Source organism: Arsenicibacter rosenii (assembly GCF_001870735.1).
GTDB classification, from domain to species: domain Bacteria; phylum Bacteroidota; class Bacteroidia; order Cytophagales; family Spirosomataceae; genus Arsenicibacter; species Arsenicibacter rosenii.
Genome location: NZ_MORL01000012.1, coordinates 1 through 18,503, shown reverse-complemented (window position 1 = coordinate 18,503; position 18,503 = coordinate 1). Strand labels below are relative to the sequence as shown.

The window sequence follows — 18,503 nt, the reverse complement described above, 5'->3', positions numbered from 1 at the left end:
TTGATCGGACCGGTCTGCTGAACAGACCGTCTCTCGTCAACATAAAACCCATAGTATGAAACTCACGCTAAGCCTTCTGGCATCAGCTGCTTTTTTAACCTCATTTATGATGGTGAGTCAACCACCAGTGACCGACAATCCGTTTTTCAGCGCCTACACAACGACACATGGCGTGCCGCCGTTCGACAAAATCAAACCGGAACATTTTGAGCCCGCCTTTGAGGAAGGCATGAAACAGCAAATGACCGAAATCGCGGCCATCACCCGCCAGCGGTCTATGCCAACGTTTGAAAATACCATCCTGGCACTCGAAAACAGCGGCGATCTCCTCGACCGTGTCGGCACGGTGTTTTTCAACCTCAACAGTGCCAACACATCGGATGAACTCCAGAAAATTGCGCAGGTGCTTTCGCCCAAGCTGTCGAAACACCGTGATGATATTCAGCTGAATCCAGAACTGTTTCAGCGCGTAAAGGTCGTTTATGACCAGCGTAACAAGATGAAACTGACCGGCGAGCAGAACATGCTGCTCGAAAAAACGTACAAAAACTTCGTCCGCAGCGGAGCCGCACTGTCGCCGGAAAAGCAGGAACGGATGCGGAAAATCAACCAGGAGCTGTCGATGCTGACGCTTACATTCGGGCAGAATCTCTTGGGCGAAAACAATGCCTATACGCTGGTGATCGACAAAAAAGACGACCTGAGCGGGCTGCCGGCTTCTGTTGTAGCCGCGGCGGCCGACGAAGCGAAAAAGCGGAAACTCGACGGCAAATGGGTCTTTACCCTGCAAAACCCGAGTGTGATGCCGTTCCTGCAATACGCCGACAACCGGGCACTGCGCGAGCAGATGTTCCGGGCATACCTCGAACGCGGCAACCACAACGACGCCCGCGACAACAAGAAAATCATGGCTGACATCGTGACGTTGCGTGCCGAAAAAGCCAGCCTGCTCGGTTATCAGAACCACGCCGCCTATGTGCTTGAAGAAAGCATGGCTACTACCCCCGCCAAAGTAAGCGAACTGCTGAACCAGCTCTGGACCGCTACCGTACCGGTGGCGAAACTGGAAGCGGCCGACCTGCAGGCTATGATGGACAAAGAAGGAAAAGGTCAGAAACTCGAAGGCTGGGACTGGCGCTACTACGCCGAAAAACTGCGCAAGGCGAAATACGACCTCGACGAGCAGGAACTGCGCCCGTACTTCTCCCTCGGCAATGTCCGCGAAGGTATTTTCACCCTCTGCAGCCGGTTATATGGCCTGAAGTTTGAGAAATTAACCAACCTGCCGGTCTATCATGACGAGGTTGTTGCCTATGAAGTGAAGGAGGCCGACGGGCGCCACATCGGCATCATGTACATGGATTTCTTCCCCCGCGCCAGCAAGCGCGGTGGTGCCTGGATGACCAGTTTCCGCGAACAGGAAGTCGAAAAAGGGAAAAAGGTTACCCCGGTGGTGTCGATTGTCTGCAATTTTTCCAAACCAACCGGCAACACCCCTGCCCTGCTGAACCTCGACGAAGTCCACACGTTTTTCCACGAGTTTGGCCACGCGCTGCACGGTCTGCTCTCAAATGTTACGTATGGCAGCCTGTCGGGCACGGCCGTACCGCGCGATTTTGTGGAGTTGCCGTCGCAGATCATGGAGAACTGGGCGACCGAGCCGGACATGCTGAAACTGTATGCCAAACACTACCAGACGGGCGAACTGATTCCGAACGAGCTGATTGAAAAAATCCAGAAGAGCAACCTGTTTAATCAGGGATTTGCGACTTCGGAATACCTGGCCGCCTCGCTGCTCGATATGGATTATCATACGCTGGCTCCCGGTCAGACGCCAAACGACGTTCTTGCGTTTGAGAAACAGTCGATGGACAAAATCGGTCTGATTCCGCAGATTCCGCCGCGCTACCGGAGTACGTATTTCCAGCACATTTTCTCGGGCGGCTATTCGGCCGGCTATTACAGCTATATCTGGTCGGCGGTGCTGGATGCCGATGCGTTTGAGGTCTTTAAGCAGAAAGGATTATTCGATCCGCAATCGGCGCAGTCGTTCCGTAAAAACGTGCTGGAGCGCGGCGGCACCGAAGACCCGATGACGCTCTACCGGAAATTTCGTGGTGCGGAGCCGGATATCAAGCCGCTACTTCGCCGCCGTGGCTTGCTGAAGACGTTGTAGTCGTCCGCTCACCTTGTCAGGGTCCGGACGGGGAGCTCCCCCGTCCGGACCCTTTTTTTATCCCCCCCGGAATCAGCCACACACTCACCCGAAGCCACCAGTTATTCAGTCGTCTGCTCGCCCTGTCAGTTCGCGCCCCATTTTTGGCAAAAATACAGCCTATGCCATTTCCACCACCTGACGCACGCTGGCAGAAACCGGCGCTGATTATCCTGGTTCTGCTGGCGATACTCCTTAGTATACTGCTTATTTTACGATGATAGCCCAATGAATACCAAACCTTTGCCAACACTGCTGCTTATGTCGTTTTTATCCTTTCTGTTCGGCCCAAAAACCGCAACCGCTCAGGTTAAACCAGTTGTTCCTTTGGAGGAAGCCACCGCTACCTGCCACGGCCTTACCCTGAAAACCGGAAGCGGCTGGGAAACAGAACTCTATTCTGACGACAACAAGCTTTTTAGCCGGTCGCTGTTTACCATCGTCGGGCTGGAAACCGTTAACGATTCGACATGGATCATGATTGATATTCAATCGGTTGATGCAAAGAACAAGCCGCATCAGGGTTGCCGGATACAGGTCGTCTGCCTGCCCGAAGGCACACAGGTCGATCTGATTGGTCTGCCGGTTTCCGGTTATTTCATGTACACCTATATGGATGCCTTACTGCTGCCGCGCGCCTCAAGCCAGGCCTACATACTCCCCGCCAGCCTGAAAACCGGTCAGTCGCTTCCCGACGTTGTGCTCGACCTGCAGCGGGCATTCCCTCCGTCGAAAGCCAGACGAAGCGCCCTGAACCGGTCACACCGCAGCTGGGAAACGTATGTCATCGACGCAGCAGGCACCATTGCCGGGGAGCTGGCAAAAAATCAGATTGGCCTGCGGATTACGCTGTCCAAACAGCAGGTGCATGAAGCCCGCACGGTGGACACGCCTGCCGGATCGTTCCCCGCCCACCGGCTGACAGCCACCATGGATATCCGGAATCATGGCGGGCTGGCGGTCGGTAATTCTACGCTGGATATGGCTGTATACCGGTCGGCCGCACTCCTGCCCAATGTCCGGTCGGAGGTATACCTGAACGGTAAACTGAGTAGCTACGAAGTGCTGAAACGTATTTTTTAGCTTTATTTCACACGTTCCGGAAAGCCGGAACCGGCCTTCATTTCGGCCGGCAACCGGAAGACCTCACCGGCTTTGTTACAGAAATAGAGATACGACGCCGACGGTTTACGGGCATTGCCATCGGCCCAGAACGCATAAAAATCCGGATGCACGGCTACCGGCCTTCGCGGATACCCCTGATTCCGTTCGGTGTTGCGGGTAATTGCCTTGGCCGTTTTCCAGGTTTTGCCACTATCCCGGCTTTCGAGCATCAGCAGATCCCCGCCGGTGCCATACGGCTGCGGTCCCGCCCCAAACGTACCGATGATCCGCCAGGTATTGCCCTCCACATAGATTGAGCCCATGTCGTAGTTGTGATCAGCGGTGGTAACCGGCCGGATTTCCCATGCCTTACCGGTCCAGTGGGCCAGATGCCAGGTATGCGGACCGTTCTGCGGCCCTGGTTCAGGCCCCTTGCTGGTGACATACAGAATCAGGGGCCGGTTAGCGGCATCATAATTCACGTCGCTGATATACGCATTCAGTCCCTGCGACTTATACTCCTGCACTAACGCCGGATTCGCAATGTCGGACAGAGGTAACGAAACGGGTCTGCCGTCGGCCGTGTGCCAGGAGTTACCCATATCGTCGGTTTCGACATAATATACATTGGTGCGGTAATCGAGTCCCGCTCCCACTTTGGTATTCGGGTGATAGTTAAACGCACTGCCGATTTTATTTCCCTTCTGTCCGCTGCTCTGGTAATGTCCTTCTTCAATGGTGCCAATATCATGCCACGCCGACCACTTTACCCCGTCAGGACTTGTGATGAAAGCCGTTGTCCGGCGCGGCTTGTTCGCCCCGTATAGCAACACATTCCGATCGTAATGCGTCATCAGCCCCAGAAATCCTTTACCGCGTTGCCGGTAGACCTGCAAATAGGAAAAATTGTCGAACGGAACCGTTTTGCCGTCCTTATCCAGCCGGGTGGCATCAATCCGGTCGAAGGCATCAATCTGGTACGGCGCGCGGCTTTTATGGATGAACGAAGGCCGCTCGGTGCCGTGTGAGGTCGAAAAAATCCAGATGTATCCCTGATCGTCCAGTTGAATAACCGGATTATCGTGCGCGTCGTCGGTTTGTTTATCCAGCAACAGCGTTGGGCGGGAGACCATACCCGTTTTATGATCAAACACCCCGACCATGTGGCACAGTGCCCTTGATGTTGAGTCGGTTACGCCGCCGTAGCAGAAAAATGTCTTGTTTACGGCCGGGGCATAAACCGAAAACGGATAATGGTTGGCCGGATAGGTACCCAGGCCACCGCTGTATTTGTAAGCATATTCGTTTTTGACAGGACCGATAAAATACCAGATGCCCCGATAGCCGTTGGCCGGTTTACCCACAGACTGGCCGGAAGCAGCAGCGGCCATTACCCAGAAAAGCAGAAAAAGGAGATGTCGAAACACAGGCGGTATCGTTGATTTACAGCCATAAAAGAAGCGATTCGAGGCCAGATACTGTGTCCGGGCCCGAATCGATGTACATTTTCACCCAAAATGGTTACTCCTGTTTAAGTACCCGCAGACCGGCCTCGACATACTGCATCGGATTCAGGGTCCAGGGCGTTACCCCAATCGCAAAAAACTTAATGAGTCGTTGCCCCGCTGATGATGTTCATGGCAGCAGACTTTTTTCATATTCGTTAAATGAAAGCGAAACGGGCAGGCAGGCTGCTTTGTCCGAAGAAAGCCTGACTCTCCCACTTATTTAGCCGATAAAATGCATAATCCAGAGATTTTGCTTACTTTCTGTTAACCCCCTAAGCCGGAATAAACATATCGAACTGTGCCCCTTTATTTGGCCCGCTGGTTGCCGAAATAATGCCATTATGATTGTCAATAATCTTTTTCACAATGGGTAAGCCAATGCCTGTACCGGCATAATCTTTTCCGGGATGCAGACGCTGAAACAGATCAAAAATCTTTTCGCTGTATTCTTCGTCGAACCCGATGCCGTTATCGATGATGGTAATGTGGCAGTAGTTCTGCTCAGCCGGTAATTTTTCGTTAGCCAATGTGTGGCCGTCTACTATACGGCTCCTGATTTGAATATGCGGTGATACGGCAGGGTTGGAAAATTTAAGGGAATTACCGATAAGGTTAGACAGGAGCTGGCGAAACTGAAACCGGTTCACCCTGGCAAAACCCAGTTCTGATGCATCAATTATGGCGTGTTGTTCCTCAATTGTGTCCTGAAAATCAGTACGGATATCATCAATCAGTTCATTGAGATTCGTGTGTTCAAACGTACGTCCCGAAGTACTGAGACGCGAGAACGCCAGCAAATCCTTAATCAGTTGCTGCATCCTGGCAGCGGATTTTTGTATGCGTTCAAAATAGTCCTTACCATTATCGGTTAATTGACCATGCTCTTTTTCAAGAATACGGTTTGCCAGGGCCTGAATCTTGCGCAATGGCTCCTGCAAATCATGACTTGCCACATAAGAGAAGGCCTCCAGCTCTTTATTTGCGGCCAGAAGCGCCTGATTTTTTTCGGCCAGTGCCTGATTGGCTTCTTTGAGATCAAGCGTTCTTCCGGCAACTGCCTGTTCCAGCGCCTCTTTTTGCTCTTTCTGCACTTGTATTTCCGTATGGGTCCCAACCCAAAGCATAGACCGTTTTCCGTTAGTGCCTTTATAGGCTAATCCGCGGCTTAAATGCCACCGGTATTCGCCTTCTTTATTCAAGAGCCGGTGCTCCAGCTCAAACTGGGTACCGGTATCCAGTGAATGCTGCCACTGGTTACGGTATTCGGCCCAATCGTTCGGGTGGATTATTTTTTTCCATCCCCATTCTTTCAGTTCATCGACCGTTAGGCCTGTATAGTTCATCCAGACATCATTAAAGAAATCCAGGTTACCTTCTTCGTCTGTTGCCCAGACTTTTTGAGGGATCGTGTTGGTAATGAACTGATAGCGTTTTTGTATTTGTAATCTGGCTTCTTCAGCCCGTTTCTGTTCGGTAATATTTTCAATGGCCAGCAGCAGTAGTTTCTCTGAATTTTCCTGCCTGATCTGGCGGGCATTAAGCCGTATGATCTGTTCGCCAATGTTGTAAAACGTCTGCGTCAGTTCCAGATTGTCAATCGTTTCTTTTTCAGAAAGTACCTTTTCCAGTAACTCGTTTAACACCGGAATATTCCAGTCCCTGCGTCCGAGCTCATAGAGCGGTTTACCCTCTGTATCGGCTTCCGTAGTTTGAAACAATGTGTAATAAGCACGATTGGCCGTTTTTACGTGCAGGTGTTCATCCAGTACAAGGAGTGATTCCTGGATGGTATCCACAATATTTTCGGCATAATCGCGTGCCGCTGTTACCTGTTCATTCAAGCCTCGTATTTCCTGGTTAATGACGGTAAGTTCTTCATTGGTACTTTGCAGTTCTTCCTTCCCTGTTTCCAGCTCTTCGTTCAGGCTTTGCAGTTCTTCGCTGCTGCTCAGCAGCTCTTCATTGGCACTCTGCAATGCTTCATTAACAGCCTCCTGATCCCGCGTAATGGCATGCATATCTTCACGGGCCTGGATAAGCTCCCGCTCCAGCTGAGCGATCCGCAGGTCTTTATCGTCCCGTTTATTCCGCGATTTCGTTTTTGTCTGATCCGCTACCGGACTTGTTTTTGTCTCATAAAACAGGATAAGATAGTAGGGTTCGGCCGTATCCGGTAACTCAACGGCTTCGATGGTGATGGTTTGTGTGTGGCCATTTATCAGCAGCGGAATGTTTTCTTTCTTTACCGGTGCCTGCTCTTTTCTGACCTTGTGCAAAACACTGCGCAACTCAAAGGCTAAGCCCGGGCGGGCTAATCTCAATAGATTATGCGTAGGTTTACCCGTTGCCTGTTCCAGGTAGGGCGCCGTAGTGCCGCGGAAATACACAATGTCCATGGCTTCATTGACTACCACCCCGGCCGGTGTGTATTGACTGAGGATTAAATCATCCGCTGTTTTCTGAAAATCTACGGACCGGCTGTCCTGTTTGGGGTGTACCGGATTGGGGTGCAGATCACTTTGCTGCCCCACCAAATGACTAAAGCGGCCCGGGCCGTCTTTCCGGATAAATAGTTTGCCTTTCCGCATAGCCGGGGTAAACAGATCAGGCACCTGACCAATATCTTCTGATTTGCCGAGTAATAAATAGCCTTTAGGATTTAAGGCATAATGAAACGTGGTAAAAACTTTCTTTTGCAGATAGGGCTCCATGTAAATCAGCACGTTGCGGCAGCTGATAAAATCCATTTTGCCGAAAGGCGGATCTTTCAGAAAATTATGTGTAGCAAACACACACATATCCCGAACGGCTTTATTGATCTGGTAATTCCCGTTTTTTACCGAAAAAAAAGCGCGCAGACGTTCCCCGGAAATCCCTTCTATTTCGCTTTTTGCGTAAATACCGGCACGGGCTTTTACAATAGCAGGTTCGCTTAAATCGCTGGCAAATAACTGGATTCGCCCGAAGCCTTCGCCCAATAATTCGCAGAAGCACATCGCCATCGAATAGGCTTCCTGACCGGTACTGCATCCGGCTACCCATATCCGTATGGGTTCATCGGGGGCTTTGTTTTCCAGCATGAGCGGGAATACCGTTTCACAAAGGGTATCGAAAACGGGCGGGTCGCGGAAAAATGCGGTAACGGGAATCAGTAAATCCTGAAACAACGCATCCTGCTCGGATGGATTATCCTGCAAATAAGCCAGATAACCGGCCGGTTCTTTCAGATCGTTAATCGCCATCCGGCGCAGAATCCGCCTGCGGATAGTTGTATGTTTGTAATAGGTAAAATCAGTTCCTTTATGCATCCGGAGCTGCGCAAGGATCTTGTCGACTATTGCTTTTTCGGCCCTTGGCGGTGCAGGCAGATTGCCAGGCTCACTCCTGAGCATACGGGTTATATCCAGCAGCTTTTGAGGTATATCTTCCGGGGCAAGGATAAAATCGACGACACCGGCTTTAACGGCACTTTTGGGCATGCCATCGTTCGTTGCCGAGGCCATATCCTGGGCAAAGGTAAGGCCGCCGTGCGCTTTAATAGCCCGCAACCCGTTAGTACCGTCGCTGCCGGTACCTGATAAGACAACCCCGATCGCATGATTCTGATGAATTTCGGCAAGCGATTCAAAAAAAAGATCAATGGGTAGATTCAGTTGATTTTTTTGTGTAGCACGAGGACTCAGCTGCAAGACGCCATCGTTGGCCACCAGCATTTTATTGCTGGGTAAAATGTAAATATGGTCCGGCTCAACCTTGATATCATCGGTTATTTCCAGCACCGGAACTACCGTGACCTTTTGCAGTAGTCCGGGCAGCTGACTTTCGTGGTTGGGGGCCAGGTGCTGTACCAGCACATAGGCCATTCCTGATTGTGGAGGAATGGCTTTCAGTAGCTTTTTGAATGCGGCCAGCCCGCCTGCCGAAGCACCGATGCCTACTACCGGAAACAAATTTGCCGACTTAATTTTTTTCTTTGCTTTCATGGTGAATCTGGTGCCAATTCACCCGCCAATAACAAAGTTTACCCGGGATACCGGCGCTGTAGCCGGTTCCCTTAGTAGCGTAAGTACCTGATGAATGACTTGCTTGAGTTGTGAAAAATTAGCCGGCTTACGTGCGCAGTATTGCGCTCCGTTTTGATACAGCAGGTCGGCCATGTCCTGTTCAAAGGCCGTAGATAAGATAACGACAGGCAGGTGCTTTAAGTTTTCATCCTTTTTTATTTCGCACAAGCATTCATGCCCGCTCTTACGGGGCATGTTAAGATCAAGAAAAAGTACATGGGGCAGATGGTCACGGTTCTTCATCAGCAGCAGCATAAGCTGTTCACCATCATGCACCATGATAAGGGTTGTGGATAAGGGCAGTTCATTCAGGGCCTCCCGAAAAAACAGGCAATCGTCATCATCATCATCGGCGAGGAGAATCTGCGTACTTTCCATAGCAGAAAGGTAACATCAAAATACTCGTCATACTAACGATCTGCTAAAATACTGCATTTCCATGCTAACAATTGTCCTACTTTGCTACTTAACATCCGTTTAGGTATATCAATAGTTACTGAACTACTGACCAAGGGCGATATACGTTGCCGGAATAGCGGGATAGGCTCAGCCAGGGGCCATCTGTAGGTAAGCTTATAGTATATACGCAGACCTACAGTGCATAGTACGTCTGCGAGACATGTCTGTCGGGAATTTCCGGATAGTCCGTCATTGTTTTCAGGTCAATTTCAATCGTCCGGGCGATTGAGGTCACGGGCGTATCGGTTGGTTTATTTTCAAACGGATCCTGTAGCTGAATGGCGCTTTTTTCGATCAGAATGAACGCCGAAGCCAGGAGGGTTACCAGCGGAACATCCAGAAAGTAATGGACCGGATCTAAGCTAAAAGGCAGAATAGCGGCAAACAGGTAAATGAACACCTGCATATTGAACGTGTAGGTTCTGGGGAAAACCGTATTTTTTATCCGCTCGCATCGCCCCATTGAGTCGGTTAAACTATTGAGATTTATACTAAGCTGAACCATCTGGAAATCAGTCAGCTCCCTGGCATCATACAGCCGGCGAATTGCCATACTGTGCTGCTGCAAAACCGCATTGGGTTTATTGGCGGCCTTATCTACCGCTACGTTGTCTGCATCAGAAAGAAACGCCTTTGACCGCCCTGCCGTATCCTGACCGCGCAGCGTGTCTCCCAGCATAAAACAAAACCCGCACTGTCGCTCTACAAAAGCATGGAGCAGTTCTTTTTTCGACTCATCAGGCAGAAACATCTGAAGCTGACGGATAAGACTACGGCTATCATTAACGATGGCGCCCCACGCGATCCGGGCTTCCCACCACCGGTCATAGGCCTGGTTGGTACGGAAAGCGAGCAGTAAGGCGATGCAGGTACCCAGTATGGCTGCAATAGCAATCGGTATTACCAGCGGCCACGCACTGAATAGTTTCAGTAAAACAATCAGGTTCGCAAACAGAAAAATGTAGAGCGCCTGATGGAGGATATTCTTGACAAAGAACCCCAGTGAAATTTTATTGTTGAGCAGCATAAATCCGGATTTTCAGGACAGTCAGTCCTGGCTATGTAAATAAATAAATCGTTTGGCTCTCTGAATTGTTTACTAAAGAGATATCTGGCTTATTTTCATATTAACCCCTGTCAGGTGTGTTCGCAACATGAATAACACAACCGAATTATGGACCCGAGGTCAGCTAGATAAGGAGATAGCCCGGATTGAGCTACTGCTGAACGATCCCTGCTTCAGGAGAGATGCCACGTTTGACGATGCTACGCAGTCAAACTTTATTAACCTCATTTTTCTCGAAGACGCTTTGCTCAGACAGGCTGAACGGGCCGGTAAGCGGATTGATTTTATGGACGAAGTGGGTACCAACGGGCGTATTGAAGATATCACGAGCCTGATTACGATCATGAGCCGGCATATTTACGAATTTAACAAAAAAGACGGAGGTGGTGGGACACTGTCTGACGGAAAAATAATTTCGCCGCACATCAATCACTTTTACGGGGCTGGTGTCGGTTATTTCCCGAACGGTCTCTTTTTCAGCTGCATTCATGAAGATGACCTGGCCTTTTTCGTAGGCAGCAGCCGTATTTTCTTTTCAAGGCATTTGGTCAGAGCTTTTGAGGAAGCCAAAAGTTACCTGCAAAGTGTCATTCTGTTGAATCGGGCTTAGCCGTTTTCGGGTATTGTTTTAGGAGCAACCGGGAAGATGAACCGTATTATCATCGTATTATTCAAACTTTACAGGCACCGGTTTCGTTAGATATATATCAGGCAGCACAAAATGTTCTGCCGCTTTTCTTCTGCTTTCTGTTAACGCAGTCTCAGACTAACTTCTTATCTCACGCCAATTGGTGCTTCTTCAACTCATCGGATACCTTGCTTCAACTGTCATTTACCTGATGCAGGCGTAAACTGTTTCTGTCGATCCGTCAATTTTAACCTGTATTTGTCGATGGCAACAAAGCTTAAATTCGCCGCTGCCGGTAATCTGTCTTTTTTCAGTACGTTACGTACCCGGGTTGATGCCTATTTTACCGAACAGGCGATCTCTCCCCATGCGAACCGTGCGATGTGGGTCAAAACGTGTTTTTTCCTGACAGGCTATTTTACACTTTATCTTTTGATTCTGTCCAATCAGTTCAGTGCGTTGGGTATGCTTGGCTTTTGCCTGCTTCTCGGCATTTTTGCGGCCTGTATTGGGTTCAATATATCACATGATGCGCTGCATGGTGCCTTTTCGTCGAGCCCCCGGATTAACCGGATCCTGGGCAACAGTTTCTACTTACTGGGAGCAAGTCCGTATGTCTGGAAAATAACCCACAATATCGTTCATCATACGTATACGAACATTCCCGGGCATGATGAAGATATTGATATAGCGCCGGGGCTTGTGCGGCTTGATCCGCAGCAGCCGCATCACCTGTGGCACATGTACCAGCATATTTACTCGTTTCCGCTCTACATGCTTGCCTCTTTATCGTGGGTCTTCCGCAAGGACTACATCAAGTTTTTTAAAGAACAGATCGGGCAGCATAAAAACAACAACCATCCCCGGGCAGAGTACCTCAATCTGTTTGCCGGCAAAGCGCTGTATTACACTGCCTTTCTCTTATTGCCCTATCTGCTGCTTGATCTGACCATCTGGCAGGTTCTGGCGGGTTTTGTGGCCATGCACCTGGCCGAGGGGCTGGTGTTAGGGCTGGTCTTTCAGCTGGCCCACGTAGTTGAAGGTACGGCCTTCCCCCTGCCCGATGCGTCGGGTTTAATGACCGAATCATGGGCCATCCATCAGTTGCAGACAACCGCAAACTTTGCCCCCCGAAGCCGGCTAGCTGCTTTTTTTTGCGGTGGCCTGAACCGGCAGATCGAGCATCACCTGTTTCCGAAGGTGTGTCACATTCATTATCCGGCCCTGACGAAGATTGTCAGAGAGACGGCCGGCGAGTTTGGCCTGCCTTATCTGGAAAACGCCAGCTTCGGAACCGCGTTGTACTCCCATTACTGCATGCTCCGGCGCCTCGGCCAAAAGAGTTGACGGGTACTGTTTTTATGCAATAGCCCTTGTCAGGGCTATTTTTACATGTCAATCAGACCCAAAGGGAGCTTTAGAGGCTTTTGTGTCCTTATCGCTGTACAGGCAAAAGGTAGTCGTTGAGTTGACACATCAGATGTTTCGGCGACGAAGTTCGGACTTAATGGCGTTGAAATTGTCCTCGTTTTTCTTCCCGCCACTCCCCAGAAAGCCGAAGAGAACCACCAGAAGCACTATTTTAACCAGTGAAGCGTGGAACAGAACAGCCCAGAGAAGAATTCCGATGAAACCTCCGATGACAAAAGCCCATATGATTCGCTGCTTCTTAACTTTAGCTTCTGCGGCCAGCAATTCGTCTGCGGTTAGTTTCGAGTAATCGGTAGTTGTCGCCATAGTTTGTTTGGGTTGTGGGTAGATCAATAAAATGCTGAGAGTTGGTCAATGCCGGACTAAAATACATAAAATTATAATCTGTTTTCCCTACCGGCGAAAACAATACCAATCGCTATTGACGGATGCTGCTCAAGCCTTTGCATAGTCACTGGTTAGCCCAAACTCCCCTGACGTACTACAGGCTTATCGTGGCAGACTTCGAGCTCAACCTGTTCGTATTTCCCTTATGAAAACGCCCGATTACTTCAGCAAATCGTCCGTAATCGTCCATGAATAGTATACTTCCTGACAGCCAAAATCAGGATCGGCAGGGTTCCGCTTTTGCTTCGTCCAGAGCGTGGTCTGCACCGGGGCCTGTGTGTAAACTATCGTCTTTTTTCCATTTACGACGCTGGACAGTAGTGTGATACTGGAAAATGTATCGGCCGGGTGCGGACTAGCCCCAAAAGCAGCATCCTGCCCTATTAAAACCCGTTGTTTTGGATTAACGACTGTAGCAGAATCAATTTGGCTGTTTAAATGAGGTCCTGCAAACCTGATCGATAAAGCACGACTGCTCTGATTATCCAGATAATAAAACGTGGCTCCCACACATTCGTCTATGATCTGGTCGATTGGCTCTTTCTGACAACCGGCTCCAATAAGCAGAAAAATAAGCAGACAGGTAAGTTGGTTTTTCATAACGATTCGCACATAATGCTCCAGCACGTAGACCCAAACACTGCCCTTCAGGTTGGAAGTACTGCGGTATACTCTACACCTGCCCGACGCAACTGTATGTATTAATTTGCTATATCAATGGCCGGGATCGTCCAGATAAAGGTAAAGGCCTTTGATGACGCCACCTTCAATAACGGCAATATCCATACCACTGGCAACAGGTGTTCCATGGGCTGGTCCCAGCGTCCAGCTTACATGACTAATGCCATGATTGATGACCACTGGCGAGGTAATTGTAAAGACAAATTCAGGAGGCCATTGCGTCTGGAGTTTTCTGATCAGTTCATCCATTGCCTGATGCCCTTTAATGGCTTCTCCTTCATTTGTTTCGTAAAAAACAATGTCCGTGGCATAAATCTGTTCCATCACCCTGAGCCGCTGTTCATCGTCGCGTTCACTCCAAACCTTTAGCAGGCTGTCTTCCAGCAATTGTGTTAATTTTTCGTCCATTTTTAGTTAAGTTAATTTTTAATCTGAAGCCATTGTTTCGCCTCTGCCCACTAAAATGTCTGTTTTCCCGCCAAAAGCTGCACTCTTGCTTTCGGAGTTGTAACTGACTATACCCAACAAACCCCATAATGACCAACCCGAACATACGAACTTAGATAATACGCTATTATTTGACTGCCTGACCGGGCCTCTATCCACTATCAGCCACAACTCAGGAATGGAAACCCAAACCAAACGCTGCCGTGTGCGACATACTGCCAACTTTTATACCCTTATTGGGTTGGAATGAAAAGCTTCTTACCGGGGCGGCAATCTGTATCCAACCATCCTCCCCCTATTCAGAACAATGTGACAATACCCAACTGCTTTAGCGCAAGGCGGCATCCCTGGTCAAGGAAGTACCCGACCCCAACCGCCCGAAAAGAGCACCTCGTTATAGCGTATTTCGGTCAGCAGGTTAATTTTCCATAACAGCCAACGCTTCCGCCAGCCAGTGGCGGTTTGAAGCTGAGCTTCGTGCCCGGCCATCACCTGATTTCGTATCTGATGGTAAACGGCTTTGTGTGCGGACTGAAAAGCCCGTCCAGGCAGCCAGTTATCATTTGGTCTGTTCTTTTTGCGATTGATACGCTTTTCTGTTTTCATTACCTGTTCAGCGATTGATGATGCCAAAATTTAAGCAGTCAAACTGTAATGGCGTTTTCCTGGCTGTACACTACCTCCCGGGGTAGGCTTTCCTGAGCCGTGAACCTGCTTACCCGAACTAAGCTAACTGCAGGGAAGCAACAGGGAATGTGTCTTGCTGCAAAGTTCCTGTTGCATCAAACCATTGGCATTTAAGCTGTTCTTTATCCTCAACAAGCGTAACCAGTATTTTACCGGAACCGTATTTTTTTCCGTAGCCCGTAACTGTCATGGGAGGGCTGCCCGATTTAAGTTTGACTACACTACCAATTGAGATTTGTTCCATTGTCTTTTTTTTACCGGGTGCGAAACCCAAAACTGATAGTTGGAGTGGTTGGCCTGTCTCCGGAACGACCGCAAACACGCATTATACGGGTCTCATCCAATGTGACAAAATAGTAAATGTAAGCGAGTTAACCTTATGAATACGAATATTTTCTATCACTATACCCTTTGTGGTCGGGCTAAATACTTTCTTTCGGGGACGAGCAACTTACCGCCCGACAAGCCGCCGGGACGGAGCAATAACCGGCTAAATGTCTTTTTCAAAGAACAGGTAAATTGTAGATGGATCCGGGGACGCTGTAGAGACTAATCTGTACCCTTTTGACGCATATTCATCGAGTTTTGTCTGCGCTTCGGCTTTGGCTTCTACGATAGCCTTATTGGAATCAAATCCCGTCTGGATGTAGCGCACGATTTCGACTTTATACTCTTTCATTTTCTTACAAACTTATTGGTTCTGTTAACTCGTTTACCATGGGCGTTTGCTCTGTCTCCGGAAATCAGCTTAGGCAGGAATCCCCCAATCAATAACACTAAAGTCTTTTGACCATTTCGCGCCGGGCAAGTACACAACTCAATTCACATTGGTGTCCTATTTTGAATTTCTGCCCGAATCGTTTTGAGACTTTGCGCGTTTTTATAAACCAACAGTAAAAACATTATCAGTATGAAAATGTTGGTGGATCTAATGCCATTACTAATAATTCCATAAACAATGGCGCATATTAATAATATCAATATGACTATAAAAAATACCTGAACTTTTCTAATTTTTCTTTCTTCTGAAATTAATTCTTCCAGTGTTAGTCTGGTGTAATCCTTATTATCAAACATATATCACTTTTACTTAAAGATTAAAGGTAAATTTCTTTCGTCTGAATCGTCAAAAGCGGTGGACCAAAAAGCCTGCACATATCAATAACAAACTAACTATTTTCACCAGCGACCACGGGGGGTGATGGCGTACACACTAACTCACTGAAAAAAGCCACTTAAACCTTTACACCACTGCCTGATTTGGGCTGTAAACTATCCCAACCGGCGAGCGTCCTGTCAGCGGAGACCTGCCCCGCGAAGTTTTCATTTTACACTCTCTAAGATGCTTGATAGCTTCTTTAACTGAGTGATTCTGGTTTCTTTATAGTCTTCTCTATATGCATTCAAACAAACAGGCATTAGCTGTCTCCTGAGTGCTATTTTAGCTAAGAGCGTGTTTGGGAATTGAAAAGGATTGATAGTCGTGTCACCTTTGTGGTCGCCAAACTACATAGAGATGACCAAACAGTGGGAACCACTGACCGACTATCAATGGGCAGCAATATCGCCATTTTTACCTGTTAATCGCAAACGAAAGCTGGATTTACGCCAGGTCATGAATGCCATCCTGTGGCTTCTACGAACGGGTAGTCAATGGCGGAATTTGCCTTGCCAGTTCCCGAATTGGCAGGCCGTTTACTACTATTTTCACAGGTGGAAGACAGATGGGACGATTGAACGAATTAATCGGGCGCTCAACCAACCTGACCGTCAGGCCGAAGGTCGGCAAGCGTTGCCTTCTGTATGCTGCATTGATAGCCAAAGCGTTAAGCTTGCCCCTATGATTTGGGCGTATCGGGGGCTTGATGCCCATAAGAAAGTGAACGGACGTAAAAGGCAGTTGTTGGTCGATACGGGAGGACGCTTATGGGCGGCACATGTGCATGCGGCTAATCAAGCCGATGGACAGGCAGCTTTGCCTTTAGTTAGTGATCTGTTATGGTATGGGGATCGAGTGGAGAAAGTGGTTGGCGACCGGGCTTATGCCGGAATATTTGCCAAGGAGCCAGACCGTTGGGGCATCGGTTTCGAGGGGGCATCCAGACCAGAATCGGCTCTTGGTTTGGTGCCCGTCGCTCAGCGCTGGGTAGTGGAACGCAGCATTGCCTGGACTGGTTTTTTTCGCCGTATTGTCAAGGATTATGAATACACCGTATCTTCTTCGGCCAACTGGCTGTATCTGGCTAACATTCAGATCATGTTGCAGCGGATTTGACTTTTTACCAAACAAAATTCCCCAACATGCTCTTAGAAAGTCAAAAAATCCCATGAAATTTTATTAACTTCTGTCGTTGTCTTGTTTTATTTTCCTGACTACTACGCTTATGCTGTCAGCCGAAACCCGGAAATGGAAGCTCAAACTAACCCAACCAGGGCGTTTCTGGTGTCGACTGGAACCCACCTAACGAGCCAAACAGCCTCCCCCGGCTGGACGTGCGGCCTGTCGCCCGAAAGCCCACAAACGAGTACTACTTTTTGGCTCATCACCCAACGACCATGAGGGTTGATGGTGGGCGAGTCACTTGACTAAAAAAGCGTACTTTCACCTTTACACACTCATCATGTTGGGCTGCGAACTTTCCTTCGGTACGTGCATCATGTCGCACGAGACCCACCTTATTTAATTGAAAGTTCTACTCAACTGTTCATCTTCACCTGACCAGTATAAGCACTTATTTTCATTTGACCACGCAAATTCACCTAAGCTGCTCACTTCAGAATCAAGAGCATTTTGATAAACACCAAAGGCTGAAGCATTTATAAAGCATTCAAGTTGACTTTTATTGTCAACCAGTTTGAAGACAAATTTGGAAGCTTCGACAATATCGCAAAGTATGCTTTCACTTTTATTTACAGCAAATATTGTCAGTCCTCTGAATCTGTTTGTTACATTCAAACTGTGAACGCCTTTGAATCGTATATCTGTATTGTAAGTACTATCGCTTTTGTGCTTTCTGAACAACAGCTCACCATGACTCGCATTGAAGTCAAAAAGAAAGTAAAGTCCGTTCAAATCTTCGTAGAGCTTCATCAAATCGTATTCGTCATGTTTTTTGTGCTTACCTACATCAGGCGTTTACTTTGTCGACCGGAAGCTACCTAACGAGCCTAAAGCTGGCCTGTCGAGACGTGCACCTTGTCGCCCGGAATCCGCCTTTTGGGGCACTACCCAACGACCATGAGGGTTGATGGTGAGCGGCAAAATCTACTGGATACCAACCTCTTCAACCTTTACATCCTCGTCTGGTTGGGCTGCCCCACTTACCTTCGGGACGGGTTGCCTGTCACCGGACAGCCGCCCCTGCAAGGCAAAATTATGAATAGGCATCACCCAATGATACAAAATCCGACAAGAACCAATAAAAATCAACCCCCTCACTCAACACCACCAAATTCAAAAACCCGATGAACGAGTGAGCAAGAATATCGTTTTGTCCGGGAACACCATGACGATCCCAAAAACTATCGTAACACCAACCCGAACGGGAAGTTGACAGGTCAAACGTAACGTATTGCCCGTTGTCATCACTTGCAACTATAAACCACTCATAACTTCTATCGCTTTGGCACAACTCGCCAACTATCACCGGGTTAGCTCTGACAAACTCAGCGGGTCGAACAATTCTAATTTGACCGGACTGACCCATGAACAAGGTTACACCTCCACACAACTCGTAAAATCGTACCAGGTCGTCAGGTAGCCGGTCAACCTCCTCAAGAACAGGTTGACCGGCAGGTTGGGGTGGTCCTGTTTGGCCGGACACTT

17 protein-coding genes are annotated in these 18,503 nt (G+C 48.7%); 5 read left to right on the top strand and 12 right to left on the bottom strand.

All coding sequences use genetic code 11. The features are described 5' to 3' along the window. The first annotated feature begins 55 nt into the window (after positions 1–55). Together BLX24_RS19455 and BLX24_RS19450 are read left to right on the top strand one after the other, a co-directional pair. Positions 56–2,176 (top strand): M3 family metallopeptidase, encoded by a 2,121-nt coding sequence (locus BLX24_RS19455; RefSeq protein WP_071504868.1) that lies wholly within the window; start codon positions 56–58, stop codon positions 2,174–2,176. Positions 2,177–2,443: 267 nt separating this feature from the next. Further along, a complete protein-coding gene (locus tag BLX24_RS19450) occupies positions 2,444–3,298 on the top strand; it encodes a hypothetical protein (protein WP_071504867.1) in 855 nt (284 codons plus the stop codon). 2 nt (positions 3,299–3,300) lie between these two features. On the opposite strand, the gene BLX24_RS19445 is transcribed toward BLX24_RS19450, so the two are convergent. The 4 genes from BLX24_RS19445 to BLX24_RS19430 form a co-directional block, all read right to left on the bottom strand. Next, positions 3,301–4,746, bottom strand: a complete 1,446-nt coding sequence (locus BLX24_RS19445; protein WP_229201852.1) for a BNR-4 repeat-containing protein — start codon at positions 4,744–4,746, stop codon at positions 3,301–3,303. Between the two features lie 353 nt (positions 4,747–5,099). Next, the gene (locus BLX24_RS19440) at positions 5,100–8,810 is read right to left on the bottom strand and encodes a chemotaxis protein CheB (RefSeq protein WP_071504865.1); all 3,711 of its coding nucleotides are present in this window, start codon (positions 8,808–8,810) and stop codon (positions 5,100–5,102) included. Between the two features lie 18 nt (positions 8,811–8,828). Further along, the gene (locus tag BLX24_RS19435) at positions 8,829–9,269 is read right to left on the bottom strand and encodes a response regulator (protein WP_071504864.1); all 441 of its coding nucleotides are present in this window, start codon (positions 9,267–9,269) and stop codon (positions 8,829–8,831) included. Between the two features lie 214 nt (positions 9,270–9,483). Next, positions 9,484–10,377 carry a bestrophin family protein gene (locus BLX24_RS19430; RefSeq protein WP_071504863.1) on the bottom strand — a complete coding sequence of 298 codons (894 nt, stop codon included), beginning with the start codon at positions 10,375–10,377 and terminating at the stop codon, positions 9,484–9,486. Positions 10,378–10,504: 127 nt separating this feature from the next. Here BLX24_RS19430 and BLX24_RS19425 point away from each other — a divergent pair, with 127 nt between their 5' ends. Further along, positions 10,505–11,026: a hypothetical protein gene (locus tag BLX24_RS19425; RefSeq protein WP_071504862.1), complete on the top strand. Its 522-nt coding sequence runs from the start codon at positions 10,505–10,507 to the stop codon at positions 11,024–11,026. Positions 11,027–11,308: 282 nt separating this feature from the next. Beyond that, on the top strand, positions 11,309–12,391 hold the full coding sequence (locus tag BLX24_RS19420; protein ID WP_071504861.1) for a fatty acid desaturase family protein: 1,083 nt from the start codon (positions 11,309–11,311) through the stop codon (positions 12,389–12,391). A gap of 129 nt (positions 12,392–12,520) precedes the next feature. Here BLX24_RS19420 and BLX24_RS19415 read toward each other — a convergent pair whose 3' ends face one another. The 6 genes from BLX24_RS19415 to BLX24_RS19390 all read right to left on the bottom strand — a co-directional run bounded on the left by BLX24_RS19415 (position 12,521) and on the right by BLX24_RS19390 (position 15,356). After that, positions 12,521–12,781, bottom strand: a complete 261-nt coding sequence (locus BLX24_RS19415; RefSeq protein WP_071504860.1) for a hypothetical protein — start codon at positions 12,779–12,781, stop codon at positions 12,521–12,523. 240 nt (positions 12,782–13,021) lie between these two features. Beyond that, positions 13,022–13,462 carry a hypothetical protein gene (locus BLX24_RS19410; RefSeq protein ID WP_071504859.1) on the bottom strand — a complete coding sequence of 147 codons (441 nt, stop codon included), beginning with the start codon at positions 13,460–13,462 and terminating at the stop codon, positions 13,022–13,024. Between the two features lie 114 nt (positions 13,463–13,576). Beyond that, on the bottom strand, positions 13,577–13,951 hold the full coding sequence (locus tag BLX24_RS19405; RefSeq protein ID WP_071504858.1) for a hypothetical protein: 375 nt from the start codon (positions 13,949–13,951) through the stop codon (positions 13,577–13,579). Between the two features lie 390 nt (positions 13,952–14,341). Continuing rightward, positions 14,342–14,596 (bottom strand): hypothetical protein, encoded by a 255-nt coding sequence (locus BLX24_RS19400; RefSeq protein WP_143092722.1) that lies wholly within the window; start codon positions 14,594–14,596, stop codon positions 14,342–14,344. Positions 14,597–14,714: 118 nt separating this feature from the next. Then, complete coding sequence (locus tag BLX24_RS19395) at positions 14,715–14,921, bottom strand: YodC family protein (RefSeq protein ID WP_071504856.1); 207 nt, start codon at positions 14,919–14,921, stop codon at positions 14,715–14,717. A gap of 246 nt (positions 14,922–15,167) precedes the next feature. Next, positions 15,168–15,356 (bottom strand): DUF4177 domain-containing protein, encoded by a 189-nt coding sequence (locus BLX24_RS19390; protein ID WP_071504855.1) that lies wholly within the window; start codon positions 15,354–15,356, stop codon positions 15,168–15,170. 837 nt (positions 15,357–16,193) lie between these two features. Here BLX24_RS19390 and BLX24_RS19380 point away from each other — a divergent pair. Then, complete coding sequence (locus BLX24_RS19380) at positions 16,194–16,952, top strand: IS5 family transposase (RefSeq protein WP_071504853.1); 759 nt, start codon at positions 16,194–16,196, stop codon at positions 16,950–16,952. 405 nt (positions 16,953–17,357) lie between these two features. On the opposite strand, the gene BLX24_RS19375 is transcribed toward BLX24_RS19380, so the two are convergent. Both BLX24_RS19375 and BLX24_RS19370 read right to left on the bottom strand, forming a co-directional pair. Further along, complete coding sequence (locus tag BLX24_RS19375; protein WP_071504852.1) at positions 17,358–17,768, bottom strand: hypothetical protein; 411 nt, start codon at positions 17,766–17,768, stop codon at positions 17,358–17,360. 283 nt (positions 17,769–18,051) lie between these two features. Beyond that, the coding region (locus BLX24_RS19370) for an SMI1/KNR4 family protein (RefSeq protein ID WP_218160705.1) at positions 18,052–18,503 on the bottom strand (452 nt) is incomplete at its 5' end.